This is a genomic window from Micromonospora vulcania (assembly GCF_042658605.1).
GTDB lineage: Bacteria > Actinomycetota > Actinomycetes > Mycobacteriales > Micromonosporaceae > Micromonospora > Micromonospora vulcania.
In genome coordinates, this window is sequence record NZ_JBHSQS010000008.1 from 23,996 (window position 1) to 44,976 (window position 20,981).

Consider the following 20,981-nt stretch of genomic DNA (forward strand, 5'->3'; position numbering starts at 1 on the left):
CGACGGAGATTCGCGCGGGCCCAGGGCTGTTCCGCGATCCGAGGAGGCGACGATGCAGATGCCGGGGGAGCAGGCGGTCAGCGTGAACGTGGACCGGTGGCGGGCGGGGCTGCCATCGGACGCGTGGCCCGACAACCTTCCGGCGGGCGGCGAGATCTGGCGGCGCGACGTCTTCGCGGTGGCCGACGCCTACCGGGCCGGTTCCGCGAGCGCGCGGCAACTGCTGACCGCCGTGCTCGTCTGGGGTTACGGCCCCATCGGGTACGGGCCGTGGCGCACCACCAAGTCACTCGACGCCGATCCGGACGGCAAACGTCTGGCGTACGCCCTGGAAGAGCTGACGGCGGCCGCGCCCGATGAGGCTTCGCTGCGCACGGCCTACCAGCGCTTCCGCGACCCCAACCACGCTCGCCTGCCCTGGTTGGGGCCGGGCCTGTTCACGAAGGTCCTCTACTTCGTGGGCTACCGACGAGGGGTGTGCGGCGTGCAGCCACTGATTCTCGACCGTGTCGTGGCCAGCCATCTTCCCGCCGACGCTGGTGTCCTTCGCCCGAACGGGTGGTCGTCCGAGGAGTGGCTGGCCTATCTGCGCTGGGCGGCCGAGCAGGCCCAGGTCAGGGACATCGAACCGGACGCGGTGGAGATGGCGGTCGCCGGCGACGGTTAGGTGACTACGACGCGGCGCGCAGGCGGTCGTCGAGGGCGTCGAGGTCGGGCACGAACCAGATGTGCTCGGCCCGGTTCGACTCGTGCACCAGGGCGCGCAGCGCCGAGCTGCCCGCGACCTGCGTCGAGATGTCGCCGACGACGACCAGCCGCAGCCGGTAGTTGACGAACTTCTGCATCACGTCGCCGGCGAAGCGGGTGCCCAGCGCGAAGAATCGTTCGTCGAGCCGGTCGACCGGCACGGCCACCACCTCGGCGCCAGCGAAGGCCGCGCCGATCAGGTCCAACGCGTCCCGCTCGGTGGCCACCAACGGCCCGGCCGGGTCGCAGACCAGCACCGGCACCCCGGCGCGCTGCTGGATCTCGTCAGGCATCGTGGACCTCCCGGTCGAACAGGCCGTTGTCGGCGTTGAGTACGGCGTCGAGCAGGTGCAGCAGTTCGGCCGTGGCCGCGGGAGCACCCAAAATGACGATCTTCATGCGGTGCCGTTCCTCGTCGTGCACGGTCTGCACCCGCAGCGGATGGGCCGGGTCGTGGCCGTTGTTGGCGCTGGCCAGCACGAGCGTGCCGAGCCGGTCGGCGGCGACCCGGTCGACACCGTCGATCTGCACGATGCTCGACACCTCCGCCGGCCCGGTGGCGGTGGCGGCCCGGGTCTGCCCGGTGAGCGCGTCGAGGTCGCCGGCCGCGATCCGGTACTGCTTGCCGATCCGTACCGCCCGCAGTCGGCCGGAGCGGATGTAGCCACGCACCGTACGCACGTGCAGCCCGAGCCGGTCAGCAACCTGCTCGACCGAGTACATTTCCTTCGTCATCGTTCCCTATGTTAGATCGATAGGGAAGTTTAGGGAACGGTGGGGTTGAGTCGGCGACGACATCAGCCGCAAAGGGCAGCCCGCACCCAGACCTGGCTGTCGTCAGGACAATCGCCGCTCGTGTCGGACGCTTCCAGTACCGTCTGGAAACCATGGACGCGCGGCTCGGCGACGCCATCATCGGGCGGGATCACCCGGCCGGTCTGCTGCGCGCTGAGCTGGACCGGGCCGCCACCAGCCACGGCGGCCTCGTCCTGGTCACCGGCGAGCCGGGCATCGGCAAGACGACGCTGGTCACGGCGGCGGCGCGGGAGGCTCGGCGACGCGGAGCGCTGGTGCTCGGCGCCGCCTGCTGGGATTCCGACAGCGCCCCGGGCTACTGGCCCTGGGTGCAGGTGCTGCGCGGCCTGCGGCGCTCCGCCGACGACTGGGCGGTGGCGCGGCAGGCCGCCGAGCCGGCCCTCGCGGCGTTGCTCGGCGAGGCCGGCACCGACGGCGAGCCATCCGGCCGCACCGACGGCTGGACGGCCGCCGACAGTGGCCAGGACAACGCCGAGCAGGAGGCGTTCGCCCTCTACGACGCGGTGACCGCCGCCCTCGTCGCGGTCTCCCAACACCGGCCGGTGGTGGTCATCCTCGACGACCTGCACTGGGCCGATCCGGCTTCGCTGCGGCTGCTCGGGTTCGCCGCCCAGCACACCTGGTTCGAACGGCTGCTGCTGATCGGCACCTACCGTGACGCCGAGGTCGAGTCGGGCGAGCACCCGCTGCGTCCCCTGCTGATGCCGTTGGTGGCCAAGGCGACCACGGTCACCCTCACCGGCCTGAGCCGGGACGAGGTGGCCGCGCTGATGACGCGGACCGCCGGGCAGGAGCCGGACGCCGAGCTGGCCGACGAGGTGCATTTGCGTACCGGCGGCAACCCGTTCTTCGTCGAGCAGACCGCCCGGCTGTGGCGAGCCGACGGCGCGACGGGCACGATCGCACCCGGCGTACGGGAGGCGGTGCGGCGTCGCCTGGCCCAACTGCCCGCACCGGTGGTCGAGGCGCTCACCGTCGCCGCCGTGCTGGGCCGTGAGTTCCACCGCCAGGTCCTGGCGGCCTGCGCGGCGGCCCCGGCGGCACAGGTCGACCGGCTGCTCGACCGGGCCGTGACCGCCCGGCTGGTCGTCGCGCGTGGCGGCGGCCGGTTCGCGTTCGCCCACGACCTGGTCCGGGAGACGCTCTACGACGGGCTCACCGACGAGGACCGTCGGGCCCGGCACGCGGCGGTCGTCCGGGCGGTCGATCCGGACGAGCTCACCGACCGGCTCATCCCGGCCGACCTGGCCCGGCACGCCTGGTTGGCCGGCACCGCCCTGGACCGGGCCCGGGGCGCCGAGCTGCTGGTCGCGGCCGGGCGGGACGCGTTCTCCCGAATGGCGATCGACGAGGCGGGCGTGCACTTCCGCCGGGCGCTGGAGGTCGTCGAGGACCAGGCGCAGCGGGTACGGATCCTCATCGAATACGGCGAGGTGCGCTACCACCACGCCGGTCGGGAGGAGGTCGGGCTTCTGCTCGCCGAGGCCGCGACCCTGGCCCGTACGCTCGACGACCCGGTGCTGCTGGCCCGCGTCGCGCTCACCGTGCACCGCTCCCGCCAGGTGGAGACCCGGCGCTCGGTCGAGGCGGCCGAGCTGGTGCGGGAGGCGTACCGGCGGCTGATCGGTGAGCCGGACGGCAGCGCGTCGGTCGGCACCCTGGCCACCGACCTGATCACCGCCACCGAGTCGATCGCCCGCAGTGGCCGGGACGACGAGGCGCTCACCTTCAGCCTCTGGGCCCGCCACGACACCACCTGGGGGCTGGGCACGGCAGCCGCCCGCGCGGCGCTCACCGCCGAGATCCGGGACGTGGCCCGCCGTTCCGGCGACCGGGAGACCGAGCTGTGGTCGACCTCGCTGCGCTGGGTGGCCCTGCTGGAGCTGGGCGACCCCCGTTACGCCGAGGAGGCGAGCGCCTTCGTCACCCTGGGTCGACAGGGCGACCTCGCCCGACCCCGGATGGCGGCGGCGGTCGACGGGGGCATCCTCGCGGCGTTCCGGGGTGACTTCGCCGAGGCCGACGAGCTGTTCGTCGTGCTCACCGACATCGCCGACCCGGGCCACGCCGAGTTCGCGTTCATGGGTCATCACCTGCGCTGGTCCCGGCTGCTGTTGCAGGGCCGGTTCGCCGAGATCGACACCCTGTTGGACGCGCTGGCCCCGACCGACTATCCCTACCGGGAGTTGCTGCGGGCGATCACCGCGGCCGAGCGCGGCGACGACGAGACGGCCGTCCGGCTGACCGCCGGCATCGAGGCCGCCGGCGTCACGTACCCCCGTCCGGTGTCGCCGCTCTGGCTGCGGTTGCGCGCGCAGGCCGCGGCGGCCTCCCGCGACCCGCAACGCTGCGCCGACGCGCGGGCGGCGTTGGCCCCGCACCGTGGGCAGTGGACGGTCGGGCTCTTCGGCTGCGACATCAGCGGCCCCGTCGACCACTGGTTGGCGGTGCTGGACGCCGCGCAGGAGCACTGGGACGACGCCATCGCCGGCTTCGCGGCGGCCCGCGACTCGGCCGAGCGGATGGGGTCCCGGCCCTGGGCCGTCATCGCCCGTGCCGGGCTGGCGAACGCCCTGGCCGGTCGGGGTCACCCGGGCGACGCCGCGACGCTGGCCGACCTCCGCGCTGCCACCACCCGCGAGGCCACCGCCCTCGGCATGACACAGGTCCTCGACCGGCTGGCCGCCTCAACTCCCGCCGACGCCGGCCAGGTTGCCGACGCAGGCCAGGCCGGCAGCGGAGGCCGGGCCGGCAGCGCAGGCCGGGCCGCTGGGGCCGGCCGGGCCGCCGGTTCGGCCCAGGCCGCCGGCGCAGGCCAGGTGGGAGGCCAGCCCGTCGAGCCGGGCCAGGCCGATGCGCCACGCCAGGTGATGCCGGCCGCCGAGCCGATCCAGGGGTACGAGTTCAGGCGCGACGGGCCGGTCTGGCAACTCACCTACGCCGGTGCGGTGGTGCACCTGCCCGATGCCAAGGGGCTGCACGACCTGCACCTGCTGCTGAGCCGGCCGGGCACCGACGTGCCTGCGGTGGAGTTGCTCGATCCGGCCGCCGGCCCGGAGCTGGTCGCCGCCCGCCGGATGGGTGGCGACCCGGTCCTCGACGACGAGGCGAAGGCCCGCTACCGACGACACCTGGCACGCCTCGACGAGGAGATCGACCGGGCCGCCGCGCGCGACGACGATCGGAAGGTCGCGGCGCTGGACGCCGAGCGCGGCGCGCTACTCGACGAGCTACGGGCCGCGGCGGGCCTGGCCGGGCGGAGTCGTCGGCTGGGCGACGAGGCCGAGCGTGCCCGCAAGACGGTGACCGCCCGGATCCGCGACACATTGCGCAAGCTCGACGACCGGCAGCCCGCGCTCGCGCGCCACCTCCGCGAGTCCGTCTCGACCGGCAGCACCTGCCGTTACCTGCCGCCCGAGCCGTTGCCCTGGCGGCTCTGAGCCCACCTCGGCCGGTCGCGCGGACGCCGCCACGTCGGTGGCGGCGTCCGCGTCGGGCGGGATCAGCGGCGGTTGTACCGGTACATGGTCAGCGTGCCGAAGACGACCACGAACCCGATGCTCCACACCAGCAGCCACATGGTGCTGGACGGGTCCGACCCGCCGGACATCACCGCGCGTACCGCGGCCACCAGCTGCGTCACCGGGTTGACGTTCACGAAGGCCTGGAGCCAGCCGGGCATCGTGCTCGGCTCGACGAAGACGTTGCTCAGGAAGGTCAGCGGGAACAGCACCATCATGCTGACCCCCATCACCGACTTCTCGCTGCGCAGGATCAACCCGAAGAAGGTCCAGACCCAGGAGAACGCGAACGAGAAGACCACCAGCAGCCCGATTCCGGCGGCCACCCCGGCCACCCCGCCGTCGGGTCGGAACCCGAGCGCCAGCCCGACACCCAGGATCACCAGGGCGGCGAGGATGTACCGCAGCACGTCACCGAAGATCATGCCGACCAGGGCGGCCGGCCGCCACACGGGCAGCGTCCGGAAGCGGTCGAAGATGCCCTTCTCGATGTCGGTGTTGAGGCCGATACCCGTGTACATGGTGATCATCACGACGCTGGTCACCATGATGCCGGGCAGGAAGAACTGCAGGTAGTCACGGGGACTGTCGGCGAGGGCGCCGCCGAACAGGTACGTGAACATCAGCACCATGATGATCGGGAACGCGGTCACGTCGAAGAGCTGCTCCGGCACGTGCTTGATCTTCAGCAGGGCCCGCCAGCCGAAGGTGAGCGACGCGCCCAACGCGCTCGGTCGGGGCGGTCGGGCACCGGGCGCGAGCACGGTCGCCAGTGCCTGGGCGGACGGGACGTAGACGGACGGCGCCCGTTCGGTCGTGGTGGTGGTGGCGCTGCTCATCGGGCTGCCTCCAGCTGCTCGTCCCGCTCGTCGGCCGGCACTGCGGGGTGATCGGTCAGGGCCAGGAAGACCTCGTCCAGGCTGGGCTGACCGAGGGAGAAGTCGTCGACGACGATGCCGGCGCGGGCCAGGTCGCCGAGCGCGCGGGCGGCCTGCGCGCTCGCGTCGAGGTCGCTGCCGGCCTCGCCGACCCGGGCGGTCAATGCCACCGGATCGGCGTCGAGCTGGATCGGCACGTCCAGCGCCTTGCGGAGCACCTGCTCGGCCTCGGACCGCTGCCCGGGGTCGCGCAGTCGCAGGTGCACGGTGCCGGAGCCGACCGACGACTTCAGCTCGCCCGGGGTGCCCTCCGCGATCACCCGGCCGTTGTCGACGACCGCGATCCGCCCGGCGAGCTGGTCGGCCTCGTCCAGATACTGAGTGGTCAGCAGCACCGTCGTGCCGTGTGACACCACCGCCCGGATGATCTCCCACACCTGGTTGCGGCTGCGCGGGTCGAGGCCCGTCGTCGGCTCGTCCAGGAAGAGCAGGTCGGGCGTGTTCAGGATGCTCGCGGCGATGTCGATGCGCCGCCGCATCCCGCCCGAGTACTTCTTCACCTGCCGGTCGCTCGCCTCGGTCAGGCCGAACGCGGCGAGCAGGGCCGCCGCGCGCTCCCGGGCGGCCGCTTTGCGCAGGCCGAGCAGTCGGGCGAGGAGCACCAGATTCTCCGTACCGGTCAGGTCCTCGTCGACCGAGGCGTACTGGCCGGTGAGGCTGACCCGGGCGCGGACCTTGTCGGCCTCGGTGACCACGTCGTGCCCGAAGACCCGGGCCGTGCCGCCGTCCGGCCGCAGCAGCGTGGCGAGCACCCGGACCGCCGTGGTCTTGCCAGCCCCGTTGGGGCCGAGCAGGCCGTAGACGGTGCCGGCGGGCACCTGCAGGTCGATGCCGGCCAGCGCGCGGGTCTCCCCGAACGAGCGGGTCAGCCCCTCGGCCTCGATGGCCAGGCCGGTGGTGCGTCTACTCATGATTCTTGACCTCTCTCAATCGTGTTCAGGAGACGTAGGGCCGGGCGGCGCGACCGTCGCGCAGCGCCAGCCCCCACCAGCGGAGCTGGTCGAGCAGGACGCGGGTGTCCCGGCGCAGCTCGTCGGTGCACAGCGGTGTCGGCTCGCCGCCGAGCAGGTCGATCCCGACGTGGTCGCGCACCGTCATCGCGTGCAGCGCGGTGAACACCGTGCGCAGTTGGTCGACCGCGTGCAGGCCGGTGGACCGGCAGCCGTACGACACGAAGCCGACCGGCTTGGCCTGCCACTCGTCGTACGCGTAGTCGATCGCCTGTTTCAACGCCGCCGGGAAGCTGTGGTTGTACTCGGGGGTGACCACGACGAACGCGTCCGCCTGGCCCACCTCCCGGACGAACGCCTTGATGGACGCGGTCGGTTCGGCGGGATAACTGGCCGGGAACTCGTACTCGGTGAGGTCAACGACCGTCACCGCCAGGTCGTCGTGCCGCTCGGCCTGGTCGACGAACCAGCGGGCGACCCGGTCACCGGCCCGACCCTCCCGGGTGCTGCCGATGATCACGGCGATCCTGAGCGGTGACATCGTTCCCCCTTCCGGCCGGCCGGTCTTCACCCGGTAGGCGCGAGGAGGTGGCCGCGGGCCCGCTAGATCCGATCTAGCGGGCCGCCGATCCGGCGGCGAAATGTCGGTGCCATCGGCTTGACTGGGGCCGACGAACAGGGGACGGGATGGCACAGGTACGCATCGAGCCGTGGCACGAGGACGACCTCGACCTGCTGCGGCAGCTCAACACGCCGGAGACCCGGCAGCACACCGGCGGCCCGGAGACCGACGAGCAGGTGCTCGCCCGGCACGACAAATATGTGCATTTCGCGGACACCGGGCAGGGCTGCATGTTCGCCCTGGTGCTGCCGGACGGCGCGCGGGTGGGCAGCGTCGGCTACTGGGCCCGCGAGTGGCGCGAGCAGTCGGTGTACGAGCTGGGCTGGGCGGTGCTGCCCGCGTACCGGGGGCAGGGGCTGGCCAGCGGCGCGGTGCGTGCGGCGATCGACGTGGCGCGCGCCCGGCGGACCCACCGCTACGCGCACGCCTACCCCTCGGTCGACAATCCCGCCTCGAACGCGGTCTGCCGCAAGGTCGGCTTCACGCTGCTGGGCGAGACCGGCTTCGAATACCCACCGGGCCGGATGATGCGCGTCAACGACTGGCAGTTCGACCTGACCGCCCCGCCGGCCGAGGGCTGACGGCGGGGCGGCCCGAGGGTCGCACGGTCACCAGGTGGTGTCGAGGCGCTGCCGCTGCTCGTCGGTCAACTCCAGGTCCACGGCGGCCAGGCTCTCGTCGAGTTGAGCCACCGAGGACGCGCCCACCAGCGGGATCGACGGCAGCTCGCCGCCCAGCAGCCAGGCGAGCACCACCTGGTTGACCGTCGCGTCGGTCTGGCCGGCCACCTCGCGCAGTGCGGCCAGCCGACGTGGTGCGCTCGGCAGGTCGTACGCCGGGCTGAGCGGCTTGTCCGCCCGGGTGAAGGAGCCCTTGAGCAGCGGCGAGTACGCGACCAAGGTCAGCTCGGGCTCGGCACGCAGATAGCTGAGCAGGTCGCCACCGACACCGCCGGGCTCACCGTCCGGGTCCAGTTCGCTGGCCAGGTCGGTGCGGTTCGGCAGGTAGCTGCGGTGGTACTGGAGCACCTCGTACCCCGGCAGGCCAGCCGCGGCGGCCAGCGCGCGGGCCCGCTCCACCCGCCAGGCCCGGTGGTTGCTCGCCCCCAGCAGGCCAACCGTCCCCTCGGCGACCAGTTCGGCGAAGCCCGCCACGGTCTCCGCCAGCGGCACCGTGCGGTCCTCGATGTGCGCGTAGAGCAGGTCCAGTCGCTCCACACCGAGCCGCTCCCGGCTGCGCTCGGCCGACTCACGGATCACCTTCGCCGACAGACCCTCGGGGTTGTCCAGGTAGCTGGTCCCCGGGGCCAGTGGGCGGGCGCCCAGCTTGGTGGCGATGACGATCTCCGCCCCGACGCCCCGGCTGCGCCGCCACCGGCCGAGCAGTTCCTCGCTCTGCCCGCCCTGACCGCCGTTTACCCAGAAGGCGTAGTTGTCCGAGGTGTCGATGAAGGTGCCGCCGGCCTCGACGTACCGGTCGAGGATCGCGTACGAGGTGGCCTCGTCGGTGGCGCTGCCGAAGAGCATCGCGCCGAGGCTGAGCACGCTGACCTCGCGCCGGGTCGCCGGGTCGGTGCCGATCGTGCGGTACCGCATGGGATCTCCTCTCGTGCGCCCCTACCGGTGGGGCGCCCGCAGGCCACCCTGCCGGCTGGAGCGCACTCGAGGTCAAGCGCTGCGCCCGGCCGTTGACGCGAATGAGCGCTATACCTCAGAGGCATAAATATGACTCTGAGGTATAGCGCTCACGGGGACCTGACCCGCCGGACGGCGGGCTCGGGTCAGCTCGGGAGGTAGTCGAACGTGTCGGGGTTCGGCCCCTGCCGACCGGCCTCGCCCTTGTCCAGGCCGGTGAGCCGCTCCATGGCCGCGTCGTCCAGCTGGAAGTCGAAGATTCGGGTGTTCTCCTCGATCCGCTTCGGGGTGGTCGACTTCGGGAAGATGATGTCGCCGCGCTGCACGTGCCAGCGGAGCACCACCTGCGCCGGCGTCCGGCCGAGCTGCTCGGCGATGTCGGTCACCGTCGGGTCGGTCAGCACCTTGCCCTGCGCGATCGGCGACCACGCCTCGGTGAGGATGTTGTGCGCGCGACCGTAGGCGCGTGCCTCGTCGTTGGTGAAGTACGGGTGCGCCTCGATCTGGTTCACCGCCGGCACCACGTCCGCCTCGGCGGCCAGCCGCTCCAGGTGCGCCACCTGGAAGTTCGACACGCCGATCGAACGGGCCCGGCCGTCCCGCTGGAACTCCTCGAACACCTTCCAGGTGGAGACGAAGTCACCGTCGTACAGGGTCGGCAGCGGCCAGTGGATCAGGAACAGGTCGATGTAGTCCATCTTCAACGCGGACAGCGTCGAGTCGAACGCCCTGCGGGCGTCGTCCGGGCGGTGGAAGGCGTTGCTCAACTTGCTGGTCACGTAGACCGAGCCCCGGTCGAGGCCGGACACCCGCACGGCCTCGCCCACCTCGGCCTCGTTGCCGTACATCTCGGCGGTGTCGATGTGCCGGTAGCCGGCCTCGAACGCCGTGGTCACCGCCTTGGCGGTGTCCTTCGGCTCGATCTGGAACACCCCGAAGCCGAGCTGCGGAATCGTGGTGCCGTCGTTCAGGCTGATGTCGGGAATCGTGTTACCCACTGCGGCTCCTTCGCGCGTCTTCGTCTGCCAATGTCATCCATACCCGAGCGAACGGTCGAAACACCGCCCGATCCGGGGTGACGAACGCAACGCCGATCCGATCACCCGGTCGTGTCGAACAGCACCGGCCAGGGCCGCTCGGCCAGCGTCGACGGCGTACCGGCCAGCGCGGGCTCGACACCGGCCAGCACCTCGGCGGCGAGCTGCCCGAACATCGGTGCGGCCGGATGCGCCGACCGGTCCGGCCAGGCCGCCGAGGTGCGCTTGGCCAACGGCGTGTCGACGATCGGCCGCCAGGCGATCCGGGGCTCCCGACGGGCCACCGTCGCCGGCTCCACGGCCACCGCGCCGCCCGCCAGCACCAGGCCGAAGAGGAACTCCGGGTTGCGCGCCGGCCGGACCCGCGCCGGCCGGTAGCCGTGCCGCCCGCACACCGCCAACAGGTGGTCGTGCCAGCCCGGCGCGGTGGCCCGGGGCGCGGCCACCAGATCCAGACCGGCCAGCGCCGCGAGCCCCACCTCCCGGCCGCGCGCCAGCGGCGAGGTGCGCGGCAGCAGAACCCCCAGGGGTACGTCGACCGGGGCGCCGAAGCGCAGCCCCTCCGTCGCCACCGGGTGGTGCACCAGCCCCACGTCCAGGCTCCGCTCGGTGAGCATCCGCACCTGCTCGCCGCTGGTCAGCTCGTGCAGCTCCACGTCCAGCCCGGGTGCCCGGTCGGTGAGCGCATCCAGCAGTGCCCGCAGCGTCACCGCGGGGGTCTCCGGCGGCACCCCGGCCCGCAGTACGCCCAGCGCGCCCACCCGGACCTGCCCCATCAGATTGCGCAGCCGACCCTCGCCGGCCAGCAACTCCTCGGCCTCACCGAGCAGCAGCTCACCGCCGGTGGTGAGCGCCACCTGACGGCGGGACCGGTCGAACAGCTCGACCGTCAGCTCCCGCTCCAGCCGCTGGATCGACTGACTCAGCGGCGGCTGGGCCATCCCGAGCAGCTCCGCGGCCCGCCCGAAGTGCAGCTCGTGCGCGACCACCACGAAGTGCCGCAGGTGTCGGAGCAGGTCCACGGCCGGACCCTACGCCAACGCCGGGACGGCAGCGCTGGATACCGTGCCGGTGTGGACGTGGGGGAGCGCATCGAGGAGATCTTCGCCGGCGTCGGGTTGACCGCCAGCCTGCACGTGGTCGACCTGGACGCCGTCGACCTGGACGTCGGCAGCTCGGGCGGCGGTGTCCGGGAGGTCGACGTGCGGGCCGACGAGCAGGTGGTGATCGCTTCGATCTTCAAGATCCTGCTGGTGCTGGAGTTCGCCCGGCAGGTCGTCGCCGGCCAGCTGGACCCGACCGAGCGGATCCTGGTCACCGCCGACGACCGGCTTGGCGGGTGGGGGCTGGCCGGCTGCACCGACGACGCCGAGGTGTCGTTGCGTGACCTGGCGTACTTCGCCATGTCGGTCAGCGACAACACCGCCGCCGACCTGCTGCTGCGCCGGGTCGGCCCGGACCTGCTGCCGATGCTCGCGGTCGAGCTGGGGTTGACCCGTACCCAGATCCGTGGCGGCCCCCGGGACCTCGTCGAGGCGATGCTCGACGACGTGGGTGCGCGTACCGAAGCCGAATTTGCTCGGATCTTTCCCACGCTGCCGGCGGAGCGGGTCTGGGCCATGCGGGTGTTCGACCCGTCGCGCACCACCTCGAGCACCGCCCGGGAGATCACCCGGCTGCTCGCCCTGATCTGGCGGGACGAGGCCGGCCCGGCCGAGGCCTGCGCGATGGTCCGCACCTGGATGGCCCGGCAGATCTTCTGGACCCGGCTGGCCGCCGGCTTCCCGCCCGGCGTGCGGGTGGCCGGCAAGACCGGCACGCTGCCCGGGCTGCACCTGGAGGCGGGGGTCGCCGAGTATCCCGACGGCGGCCGGTACGCCATCGCCGTCTTCGGCCGGGCCGACCGGCTCGCCCCACGCCGGATCGACGTGGACCTGGCGCTGGGGCACGCCGCCCGGACGGCCGTCGAGGCCCTGCGCGGCGACTGATTTCCGCCGCCCGAGCCGCGGACACACCACCGCTGACCTGGCCCGATATGCGCGGGCTAATCGGAGCCGGCGGCGTTGGATCTTGGACTCGGGCCGTCGGGCGCTGGTTGGCTCGTACCGTCCTTTCGCCCGACCACGGGGAGCACATCCGCATGCCCAGTCTCGACCGCCGTCGCTTCCTGCGCGACGCCGCCGCCACCACCGCCCTGGTCTCGGCCGGTGGCCTCGCCGCCACCTCCGCCGCCCCGGCCCAGGCCGCGCCGTCGACCAACGCCGCGGCCGCCGCGCCGACCACCCGCCGTAGCGGCGCCGTGAGTTTCCGCTGGTGGGGTACGGCCGGCTGGCGAGTCGACATCGGCGACCGGACGGTGCTGGTCGACCCGTTCCTGAGCCGGATCGACACCGGGTTGTTCACCGGACCGTTCAACCCGGCCACCCCGTTGACCGTCCGCCCCGACGTGATCGACGCGCACGTCGACCGGGCCATGACGGTGCTGGTCACGCACACGCACTGGGACCACTTCATGGACGTGCCGTACATCGCCGGGCGCACCGGGGCGCGGGTGTTCGGCACGCTGACCGCGTACCACCTGGGGTTGGCCTACGGGGTGCCGTCGACGCAGCTCAGCCCGGTCAAGGGTGGCGAGGTGCTGGACTTCGGCGACCACTCCGTCGAGGTGGTCGGCTCGCTGCACAGCCGCAACCCCTCGTACTCCCTGGCCTTTCCCGGGGTGCGGGTGACCAAGCCGGCGCTGCCGGCGACCATCGCCGACCTGCCGGAGGGCGACACGCTGGGCTACCTGCTGCGGATCGACGGCGGCCCGTCGGTCTACTTCACCGGGGCCAGTGACGTCGCACAGCGGAACCTCACCGGCCTGGCGCCCGACGTGGCCATGGTGGCCCTGCAGAGCGCCACCACCACCGGCGACTACCTGCCCCGGCTGCTCAAGGGCCTGGACTACCCGAAGGTCGTCGTGCCGGTGCACTGGGACAACTTCGAGACCACGTTGGAGAACCCGCCGACGGTCGCCCCGAACGACCGCATCCGGCTGGACAACATGATCGCCGAGGTACGCCGGATCTCGCCGCGCAGCCGGGTGCTGGTGCCCGAGTACGGCACCGCGTACCACTTCTGACCGGCACTGGCGGGCCGGCCGCTGTCGGCTCAGGCGGCGGCCAGCTCCGCGAGGCTACGCACCGACTTCCAGTTGCGGGTGGTGCCCACCACGTCGAGCTTTTTCTCCACGTACGCGTTGGTGAACTTCGTCCGCCCGTAGCCGCCCTCGGGGTAGTGCAGGTAGAGCTCCCGCCCGGAGACCGTGAACGCCACGTTCTCGCCGCCCGGCACGCTCAGCCCGGCCACCGCCGTTTTCGTCGGCGCGGTACGCAGGAACCCCACCAGCAGCCTCGTCGGGTCATCCTCCCGCTCGGCGTACGGGTTGCCACCGGCCACCGCCGCCAACTCCCGAGCACTGCGCACCAGCACCGGCACGGTCAGTTTGAGTTCGTCGGTGAGCGCCTTCTCGATCCCGGAGGCCAGCTTCTCGGCGTCCCGCACGCTGCTGCCGAACACGACGTTCCCGCTCTGCAGGTACGTCTTGACGTCCTCGTGCCCCAGGTCGCCAACCACCCGCCGCAGATCCGCCATCGCAAGCCGGACCTTCCCCACGTTAACCCCACGCAACAAAGCAACATACCGCCCCATACAGTCCCCTCCCTCTCCGCCTCGCCCCGCCCCGCTCTGCCCCGCCCCGCCTCGCCCCGCCCTGCCCCGCCTCGCCCCGCCCTGCCCCGCCGAGCCCCGCCGAGCCCTGCCCCGCCGAGCCCCGCCCCGCCCTGCCCCGCCCTGCCCCGCCGATCTAGGGATTATCGTCGTGGTTGGAGATCAATTGGCGACGATTTTCCCTAGATCGAGTGTTTGGTCGGGGCGGCGCGGGTGCCGGGAGCGTCAGGTCGGGGCGGCGCTGCGCCTCGAGCGTCAGGTTGGGGCGGCGCTGTGCCTCGAGCGTTTGGTTGGGGTGGTGCTGTGCCGGCTAGTCCTGTCTCGTAGGCGACGATCACGAGTTGTGCCCGGTCGCGGACCGCCAGCTTGGTCAGCAGCCGCCCGACGTGCGTCTTGACCGTGGCCAGACTGACACTGAGGTGCGCAGCCAGCTCCGCATTGGACAATCCCCGGGCGATCAGCGCGAGCACCTCCCGTTCCCGATCGGTCACCCCGTCCAGCCGTCGCGGCAGCGGCCGGGTCGGCTCCGGTCGCCGGGCGAACTCGTCGATCAGCCGGCGGGTCACCGTCGGTGCCAGCAGTCCATCTCCGGCGGCCACCACCCGTATGCCGGCCAGCAGCTCCGCTGGCGGGGTGTCCTTGAGCAGGAATCCGCTGGCTCCGGCGCGGAGCGCACCGTAGACGTACTCGTCGAGGTCGAACGTGGTCAGAATGAGTACCCGGGTGCCCGCCGTCGCCGGGTCGGCGCAGATCCGTCGGGTCGCCTCGATGCCGTCCATCTCCGGCATCCGTACGTCCATCAGCACCACGTCCGGTTGGTGCCGGGCGGTCAGCGCGATGGCCTCCACACCGGTGCCCGCCTCGCCGATGGTGGTGCAGTCCGGGGTCAGGTCGACCAGCAGGCGGAAGCTGCCGCGCAGCAGCGCCTGGTCGTCGGCGATGAGTACCCGGATCACGCGATCACCTGGTAGGGCAGTCGGGCCGTCACGGCGAACCCACCGCCGTCGCGCGGGCCCGCGCGGAACTCCCCGCCGTGCAACGCCACCCGCTCCCGCATACCGGTCAGCCCGTGCCCCTCCCCGAGGGCCAGCACACCGCGCCGGCCGTCGTCGGTCACCTCCACCCGTACCTCGCCGGGCGTCACGGTCACCGTCGCCCAACAGGCGGCCGGCGCCGCGTGCTTCACGACGTTGGTCACCGCCTCCTGCACGATCCGGTACGCCGCCATGCCCACCGACTCCGGCACCGGGCCGACCGGTTCCTCCCGTCGGACGTCGAGCTGGACGTCGACGCCGCCGATGGCCGCCCGCTCGGCGAGCCCGGGCAGTTCGTCCAGTCCGGGTGCCGGCGCGTACGCGGCGTCCTCGCGCAGCACGCCGAGCACCCGACGGATGTCGGTCAGTGCCGTACGACCGGTCTCCTCGATGACCCGCAACGCGGCACCGGCCTCGCGCGGGTCGGCCTCGGCGACGTGGTTGGCGACGGCCGCCTTCACGACGATGAGGCTCAACGTGTGTGCCACCACGTCGTGCAGCTCGCGGGCCACCCGCAGCCGTTCCTCGGTGGCGGCCTGACGGATCAGATGCTCACCCTGCCGGGCGGCGAGCGCACGTCGCTCCCGGATCAGCCAGCCGATCAGCCAGGCGGGCGCGATCATGACGGCCCCGTAGCCGACCGCGCCGGTCCGCGACCACAGATCGCCGGCCGTCAGCACCAGCCCGACGCTGACCAGCGTGAGACAACCGGCGGCGCAGACCACCGACCGACGCGCGGGCGTCGACACGGCCACCGTGTAAAAGGAGAGCCCGATGGCGAAGGCCGGCGCGGCGGCAGCGAAGTTGGGGATCACCCCGGTGACCAGTGTCGCGCTGGTGATGCAACTGATCACGATGGCGACCGTGGTCGGCCACCGTCGCCGCAGGGCCAGCGGGAGCCCGATGGCCAGACCGACGAGCACGGACACCCAGACCGGTTCGCGTACGCCCCCGTGCAGGGGTGACTCCAGTGCCGCGTACGCGCAGAGCATCCCGCCGACCACCACGGCCAGCACGGCGTCCAGGACGTACAGATCCACTGGTCGTAGCCGCCGGGTCAACAGGAGAGCGGTCACCCGACAAACGGTATCGGTCGGCCCTGATGGCCGCGTCCACCTGTGGGGCGTCATCCCCGAGGATGACCGGCCAGCGTTCGAGGGCCGTCGGTTCGGCCCGGAGGACGACCACGAAGTGCCGGCTCCGGTCCGACGCGCGGTAACCCCCGCAACCGGCACGGTGACGGTCATGACCACACAGACGGTGATTTTGACCGGGCTTCGCGCGGTGTACGGCACGGGGAGCCGACGGGTGACCGCGCTCGACGGCGTCACCACCAGCTTCGGGAGCGGTACGTTCACGGCGGTGATGGGCCCCTCGGGCTCCGGGAAGTCGACACTGCTGCACTGCGCGGCAGGCCTGGACCGCCCGACCGAGGGGACCGTCACCGTCGACGGCACCCGGCTCGACGAGCTGGGGGAGGACGACCTGACCCGGCTGCGGCGGGACCGGATCGGCTTCGTGTTCCAGGCGTTCAACCTGGTGTCCACTCTGACCGCGGCGCAGAACGTCGAGCTGCCGCTGCGTCTCGCCGGCCGTCGCCCGCCGGCACGCGAGGTCACCGCCGCACTGGCCGCCGTCGGCCTGGCCGGGCGGGCCCGGCACCGGCCGAGCGAACTCTCCGGCGGCGAGCAGCAACGGGTCGCCCTGGCTCGGGCGCTGATCACCAGGCCGGCGGTGGTCTTCGCCGACGAGCCGACCGGCGCGCTGGACAGCGGCACGTCCCGGCAGGTCCTCCGGTTGCTGCGGACGCTCGTCGACGACCACGGGCAGACGGTCGTGATGGTCACCCACGATCCCACCGCCGCGGCGTACGCCGATCGGGTCCTGCTGCTCGCCGACGGCCGTCTCGCGGACGAATTGACCGGCGGCATCACCGCCGCCGTCGCCGCTCTTGTCGCCGAGCCGGGGCTGGCCCCGGCCGGTGGATCGCCGCAGCCCGCGGAGCGGTCGTGCTGACCGCGCGGCGGTACGCGGGCGCGTTCGTGGCGGTCGCCGTCGGGGTCGCGCTGCTCGCGGCGGCGACACTCCTGCTCGCCTCCGGCCGCCCGCAGGTGCCGGATCGGCTCGCGCAGGCGGCGGTCGTGGTGCAGAGCCCCGAGGTGGGCGCGTCGGACTCGTTCCAGCCGACCCGGCCCTGGTCCAGCATCGTGGCGACGCAGTTCGCCGGCCGGCTGGCCGCCCTGCCCGGCATCGCCGCAGCGGTGCCGGACCGGACCTTCTACGCCCAGCCACTCATCGACGGCCGGCCCTGGGCCGCCGACGGCCAGCGAGAGGACGCCCACCAGGGGCACGGCTGGTCCAGCGCCCGGCTGGGCGGCCTGCGGCTGACGGCCGGCGGGCCGCCGCGGCGCGTCGGTGAGGTGGTCGTCGACCGCGCGCTCGGGCTGTCCCCGGGTGCGTCGGTCACTCTGCTGACCGCCGCCGGTCCGGAGTCGTACACGGTCACCGGCCTGGTCGACGCCCCGGGTGTGCACGTCGCGGACGAGGTCGCCGCCGCGCTCGCGCCCGGCGTCCGGGCCATCGGTCTGCTCCTCGCGCCGGACGCCGATCCTGAGCGAGTCGCCGCAGCGGCCCGCGGCGTCGTCGGCGGAGACGGGCGGGTGCTCACCGGCGACGATCGCGGCGCGCTGGAGCCCCGGGTCGACGCCCGTACCCGCTGGATCGGCATGCAGGTGCTCACCGCAACGGCTGCCCTCGCCGGCTTCGTGACGATCTTCGTGGTTGCCTCGACGTTCGCGTTCACCGTGGCGCAGCGCCGGCGCGAGTTGGGCCTCCTGCGCGCCGTGGGCGCGACCCCTCGCCAGGTGCGCCGGATGGTGTACGCGCAGGCGCTCGCCGTCGGCGCCGCAGCCGGACTCGCCGGACTGCTGGTTGGCGCGGCGCTCGCCCCGCTGCTGGGCCGACTGCTGGTCGACGTCGGCTTCGAGCCGGCGACCTTCCGGGTCCGCTACGCCGGCTGGCCGGTCGCGGTCTCGCTCGCCGCCGGGCCGGTGATCGCGCTACTGGCCGTCTGGTCGGCATCGCGGCAGGCGGCACGGGTCCGGCCCCTGGAGGCGTTGCGTGCGGCGGCGGTGGAGCAGCGACCGATCGGACGGCTACGCCTCGGCACCGGGGTGCTCCTCGTCGCCGCCGGGACCGCTCTGAGCGTCGCCACCGCGACCTCCGACGACGCCCGGGACGGCGCCACGTACGCCCTCTACGCCGTGATGGCCCTGGTCGCCGGTGCCACCGTGCTCGCACCGGTGGTCGTCGGGCCGGTGGTGCGCCTGCTGCGTCCACCGGTTCGGGGGCGCGGCGGCGCGGTCGGGCTGCTGGTCCGGGCCGGGGCGTCGACCGCCACCCGGCGGACCGCGTCGACGGCCGCACCGGTCCTGCTGACGGTCGCCTTCGCGGTGCTGGTGTCCGGGATGGTGCGCACCACCACGGAGGCGTACGCGGTGGGTCGAGCGGACAACGTGAACGCCGGCTGGGTGGTCGTACCCGATGGGGCACCCGGCCTGACCGATCGGGCCGTCGAAGCGGCGCCCGGTGCCGCCCTCCTGCCGACCACGGTGTTCGGCACCGATCCCGGCACGGCAGCGGTACGGCCGCTGATCGCCCTCGGTGTCGACCCGGCGGCGTTCGCTGCGGCGAACCGGGTGCTCACCGTCGTCACCGGCTCGCTCGACGACCTGCGCGATGCCAACACGGTGGTGCTCACCGCCTCGGCGGTGTCCGGGACCGGGCTGCCGGCGCAGCCGTACCCGGTGGTCTTCGCCGACGGGGAGCTTGTACCGCTGCGCGTGGTCGCCGTGGTCACCAACGACTCGCTCCCCGGTGACCTGCTCCTGCCCCGGGCCGTCGTGCGGGCGCACGATCCGTCGGCGTTGACCTCCGCCGTGTACGTCCGGGACCGGGTCGCCCCGCCGGTCGGGGCGCGGGTCATCGACGTCTCGGCCTGGGCGGCCGAGGCGGACCACGCCGAGGACCGCCTCGTCTGGCTGTGCACGCTGCTGCTGATCGGAGTGTCGGCCGGTTACGGGGCCATCGCGGTTGCCAACACGCTGCTGCTCGCCGCCACCGGCCGGGCCGCCGACCTGCGACTGATCCGGCTGGCCGGGGCGACCCGGCGACAGGTCGTCTGGCTGGTCACGGCCGAATCCGCCCTGGTGGTGCTGATCGGCGCGGTACTCGGCGGTGCCGTCGCGTTCGTCGGCCTGCTGAGCATCCGCGCGGGCCTCGCCGAGCAGGTCGGCGCCCCGGTGGACCTGATCGTGCCGTGGCCCGTGGTCGGTGGCGTCGTGGGCCTCTGCCTGCTGCTCGCGGTCACGGCGAGCGTGCTGCCAACGTGGCGGTCGCTACGCCACCGCCCCGCCCACTAGCAAGCCACCCCACGCCCGCCCCGCGCCCGCCCCGCGCCCCGCGCCGCGCCGCCCGCGCGTCGCCCCCCGCCCGTCGATCTAGGGAATATCGTCGTGGTTGGAGATCAACTGACGACGATATTCCCTAGATCGACGCGGGAAGGGCGCGCGCAGCGCGCAGGGCGCGGCGGGTGCGGGCGGGGCGCGGGGAGGGAGTGGCGTGGGGTTACTCCACTACCGGGAGGACTACCTCGTTGCGGCGGAGGAACCAGGGCTTCCATGGGGGGTTGTAGCGGGCGTAGCGGATTGCGCCGGTGGGTTGTAGGCCGGCGGCGGTTACGGCGCGGCCGAGCATGGTGGCTCGTTCACCGAACGCCTTCTCGGTCCAGCGGCCGGAGAAGCGCATTGCCGCCGCGAGCTGGGCTGGTATCTCGCGGATGCGTACCCGTGGGTCCGTCGGCTCGGGCAGCGTGGTGGCCGTGCAGCTGGTCGGCATGACGAACTGGATCAGGTACGCGCCGGGGCGCTCGCCCTCGATCTGGAGCACCGGCGCGGTCATCGCGATCTTCTCCGCGCCGGTGGCCTCCCGTGTCGCCGTCGTGGTGGCTCCGACCGGGTGCCGGGCCCGGTTGGAGCCCCCGATGTACGCGGCGAGTGGCCGGAACGCCTCGATCGGCGCGCGGGTGAACGACGCCTGTACGTGTACCTCGGCCACCAGGTGGGCCGGGTACCGGCGCAGCTCGAAGCCGGGGTGTCGGGCCACCACCCGGTACGGCTGCCGCTCAGTCATCGCGCTCCCAGGGTCTCCTGGGAGTGACGCTACCGCCCGTCCGGCCACCGCTCGGCCGAAGTCGACTCCTCCGGCCCCGGGGTGACCGCCCGCCCGTTCAGCCGCCAGTACTGCCGTTTGCCCTCGTCGCGCAGCACCACCCCGATCCGGCCCAGCTCTCGGCGTAGCTCCCGGGCGTCCTCGCCGCGGTTCCGCCGGATCGCCCGCTCGCGGACCCGCAGCAGGGCGTCCGCCCCGGCCGGCAGCCCGGGAAGGTCGGGCACCCAGAGCCGGTACGCGGATCGGTGCGGGTCCTCGTCCGCCCAGGGCCAGCCGTGCGTGCGGAACGCCGCCGCCAGTTCGGCGGCCGGCAGATCCGACTTCTCCCGGGCCAGTTCGGCACCGTCGGAGTCGAGCAGTACGAGGTGACCGTGGTCGACGAACACCACCCGTGTCGGTATCCGGTCGACGTTCTGGTCCTTGCCCTCGCGGCGCAGCCGGACCTGCGTCGCGTCGACCGTGACGACCAGCCGTTCGGCGGTGCCGATCCCGGCGACGACCAGGCCGGCCAGTACGCCCACCGCGATCGTCCCGGCGGTGGCCTGTGGCTCCGGCAGACCGTCCAGCCACTCGATCAGGTTCGAGAAGGGCACCCAGGGCAGCCCGGCGAGCCAGCTCGTCGCCGTCGCGACCAGCCAACCGGCACCGGCGCCGAGCAGCGGGAAGCCACCCCACAGGACCACCAGGTCGACCGGGCCACCACTGACCCGGGTGTGCGGGCGGTAGCCGGCGGCGTCCACGG

General features: G+C 73.0%; 19 protein-coding genes and 1 pseudogene. 7 read left to right on the plus strand and 13 right to left on the minus strand.

The features are described from left to right. Positions 1 to 52 precede the first annotated feature (52 nt). Positions 53 to 667, plus strand: coding sequence for an 8-oxoguanine DNA glycosylase OGG fold protein (locus tag ACFQGL_RS15015; protein ID WP_377511741.1), 615 nt, complete (start codon positions 53 to 55; stop codon positions 665 to 667). Between the two features lie 4 nt (positions 668 to 671). Here the strand turns inward: ACFQGL_RS15015 and ACFQGL_RS15020 are convergent, their stop codons facing one another. Next, positions 672 to 1,040: a DUF4180 domain-containing protein gene (locus ACFQGL_RS15020; RefSeq protein WP_377511744.1), complete on the minus strand. Its 369-nt coding sequence runs from the start codon at positions 1,038 to 1,040 to the stop codon at positions 672 to 674. Further along, positions 1,033 to 1,482, minus strand: coding sequence for a helix-turn-helix domain-containing protein (locus ACFQGL_RS15025; protein WP_377511747.1), 450 nt, complete (start codon positions 1,480 to 1,482; stop codon positions 1,033 to 1,035). The genes ACFQGL_RS15020 and ACFQGL_RS15025 overlap by 8 nt, the downstream gene beginning before the upstream one ends. A 152-nt stretch (positions 1,483 to 1,634) precedes the next feature. Here ACFQGL_RS15025 and ACFQGL_RS15030 point away from each other — a divergent pair, with 152 nt between their 5' ends. Continuing rightward, positions 1,635 to 5,003 carry an ATP-binding protein gene (locus ACFQGL_RS15030; protein WP_377511750.1) on the plus strand — a complete coding sequence of 1,123 codons (3,369 nt, stop codon included), beginning with the start codon at positions 1,635 to 1,637 and terminating at the stop codon, positions 5,001 to 5,003. A gap of 62 nt (positions 5,004 to 5,065) precedes the next feature. Here ACFQGL_RS15030 and ACFQGL_RS15035 read toward each other — a convergent pair whose 3' ends face one another. From ACFQGL_RS15035 to ACFQGL_RS15045, 3 genes are read right to left on the minus strand one after another with little or no spacing between them, the layout of a single operon-like run. Then, positions 5,066 to 5,923, minus strand: coding sequence for an ABC transporter permease (locus ACFQGL_RS15035; RefSeq protein WP_377511753.1), 858 nt, complete (start codon positions 5,921 to 5,923; stop codon positions 5,066 to 5,068). After that, positions 5,920 to 6,933, minus strand: coding sequence for an ATP-binding cassette domain-containing protein (locus ACFQGL_RS15040; protein ID WP_377511756.1), 1,014 nt, complete (start codon positions 6,931 to 6,933; stop codon positions 5,920 to 5,922). Before ACFQGL_RS15040 ends, ACFQGL_RS15035 begins: the two co-directional genes overlap by 4 nt. A 25-nt stretch (positions 6,934 to 6,958) precedes the next feature. Then, complete coding sequence (locus tag ACFQGL_RS15045) at positions 6,959 to 7,513, minus strand: NADPH-dependent FMN reductase (RefSeq protein ID WP_377511759.1); 555 nt, start codon at positions 7,511 to 7,513, stop codon at positions 6,959 to 6,961. A gap of 146 nt (positions 7,514 to 7,659) precedes the next feature. Between ACFQGL_RS15045 and ACFQGL_RS15050 the strand changes: the two genes are divergently transcribed. Beyond that, a complete protein-coding gene (locus ACFQGL_RS15050) occupies positions 7,660 to 8,175 on the plus strand; it encodes a GNAT family N-acetyltransferase (RefSeq protein WP_377511762.1) in 516 nt (171 codons plus the stop codon). Positions 8,176 to 8,202: 27 nt separating this feature from the next. Here ACFQGL_RS15050 and ACFQGL_RS15055 read toward each other — a convergent pair whose 3' ends face one another. The 3 genes from ACFQGL_RS15055 to ACFQGL_RS15065 all read right to left on the minus strand — a co-directional run bounded on the left by ACFQGL_RS15055 (position 8,203) and on the right by ACFQGL_RS15065 (position 11,287). Then, on the minus strand, positions 8,203 to 9,189 hold the full coding sequence (locus tag ACFQGL_RS15055) for an aldo/keto reductase (RefSeq protein ID WP_377511765.1): 987 nt from the start codon (positions 9,187 to 9,189) through the stop codon (positions 8,203 to 8,205). 185 nt (positions 9,190 to 9,374) lie between these two features. Next, positions 9,375 to 10,226 (minus strand): aldo/keto reductase, encoded by an 852-nt coding sequence (locus ACFQGL_RS15060; protein ID WP_377511768.1) that lies wholly within the window; start codon positions 10,224 to 10,226, stop codon positions 9,375 to 9,377. 101 nt (positions 10,227 to 10,327) lie between these two features. After that, the gene (locus ACFQGL_RS15065; RefSeq protein WP_377511770.1) at positions 10,328 to 11,287 is read right to left on the minus strand and encodes a LysR family transcriptional regulator; all 960 of its coding nucleotides are present in this window, start codon (positions 11,285 to 11,287) and stop codon (positions 10,328 to 10,330) included. A gap of 51 nt (positions 11,288 to 11,338) precedes the next feature. On the opposite strand from ACFQGL_RS15065, the gene ACFQGL_RS15070 reads away from it, so the two are divergent. Beyond that, entirely contained in the window at positions 11,339 to 12,253 is a 915-nt protein-coding gene (locus tag ACFQGL_RS15070; protein WP_377511773.1) for a serine hydrolase, read from the plus strand. A gap of 152 nt (positions 12,254 to 12,405) precedes the next feature. Next, the gene (locus ACFQGL_RS15075; RefSeq protein ID WP_377511776.1) at positions 12,406 to 13,389 is read left to right on the plus strand and encodes an MBL fold metallo-hydrolase; all 984 of its coding nucleotides are present in this window, start codon (positions 12,406 to 12,408) and stop codon (positions 13,387 to 13,389) included. Positions 13,390 to 13,418: 29 nt separating this feature from the next. Here ACFQGL_RS15075 and ACFQGL_RS15080 read toward each other — a convergent pair whose 3' ends face one another. The 3 genes and pseudogenes from ACFQGL_RS15080 to ACFQGL_RS15090 form a co-directional block, all read right to left on the minus strand. Then, entirely contained in the window at positions 13,419 to 13,958 is a 540-nt protein-coding gene (locus ACFQGL_RS15080) for a DUF1697 domain-containing protein (RefSeq protein WP_377511779.1), read from the minus strand. A gap of 329 nt (positions 13,959 to 14,287) precedes the next feature. Continuing rightward, a pseudogene (locus ACFQGL_RS15085) lies at positions 14,288 to 14,932 on the minus strand (response regulator); the annotation flags it as partial. Then, complete coding sequence (locus ACFQGL_RS15090; RefSeq protein ID WP_377511782.1) at positions 14,929 to 16,086, minus strand: sensor histidine kinase; 1,158 nt, start codon at positions 16,084 to 16,086, stop codon at positions 14,929 to 14,931. The gene ACFQGL_RS15090 and the pseudogene ACFQGL_RS15085, both read right to left, overlap by 4 nt. A gap of 169 nt (positions 16,087 to 16,255) precedes the next feature. Between ACFQGL_RS15090 and ACFQGL_RS15095 the strand changes: the two genes are divergently transcribed. Both ACFQGL_RS15095 and ACFQGL_RS15100 read left to right on the plus strand, forming a co-directional pair. Next, on the plus strand, positions 16,256 to 17,026 hold the full coding sequence (locus tag ACFQGL_RS15095) for an ABC transporter ATP-binding protein (RefSeq protein WP_377511785.1): 771 nt from the start codon (positions 16,256 to 16,258) through the stop codon (positions 17,024 to 17,026). Next, the gene (locus ACFQGL_RS15100; RefSeq protein ID WP_377511788.1) at positions 17,020 to 19,431 is read left to right on the plus strand and encodes an FtsX-like permease family protein; all 2,412 of its coding nucleotides are present in this window, start codon (positions 17,020 to 17,022) and stop codon (positions 19,429 to 19,431) included. The genes ACFQGL_RS15095 and ACFQGL_RS15100 overlap by 7 nt, the downstream gene beginning before the upstream one ends. A gap of 205 nt (positions 19,432 to 19,636) precedes the next feature. On the opposite strand, the gene ACFQGL_RS15105 is transcribed toward ACFQGL_RS15100, so the two are convergent. Both ACFQGL_RS15105 and ACFQGL_RS15110 read right to left on the minus strand, forming a co-directional pair. Then, positions 19,637 to 20,200 carry an SOUL family heme-binding protein gene (locus tag ACFQGL_RS15105; RefSeq protein WP_377511791.1) on the minus strand — a complete coding sequence of 188 codons (564 nt, stop codon included), beginning with the start codon at positions 20,198 to 20,200 and terminating at the stop codon, positions 19,637 to 19,639. A 29-nt stretch (positions 20,201 to 20,229) separates the two neighbouring features. Then, positions 20,230 to 20,979 (minus strand): YqeB family protein, encoded by a 750-nt coding sequence (locus ACFQGL_RS15110; protein WP_377511794.1) that lies wholly within the window; start codon positions 20,977 to 20,979, stop codon positions 20,230 to 20,232. Positions 20,980 to 20,981: the final 2 nt, after the last annotated feature.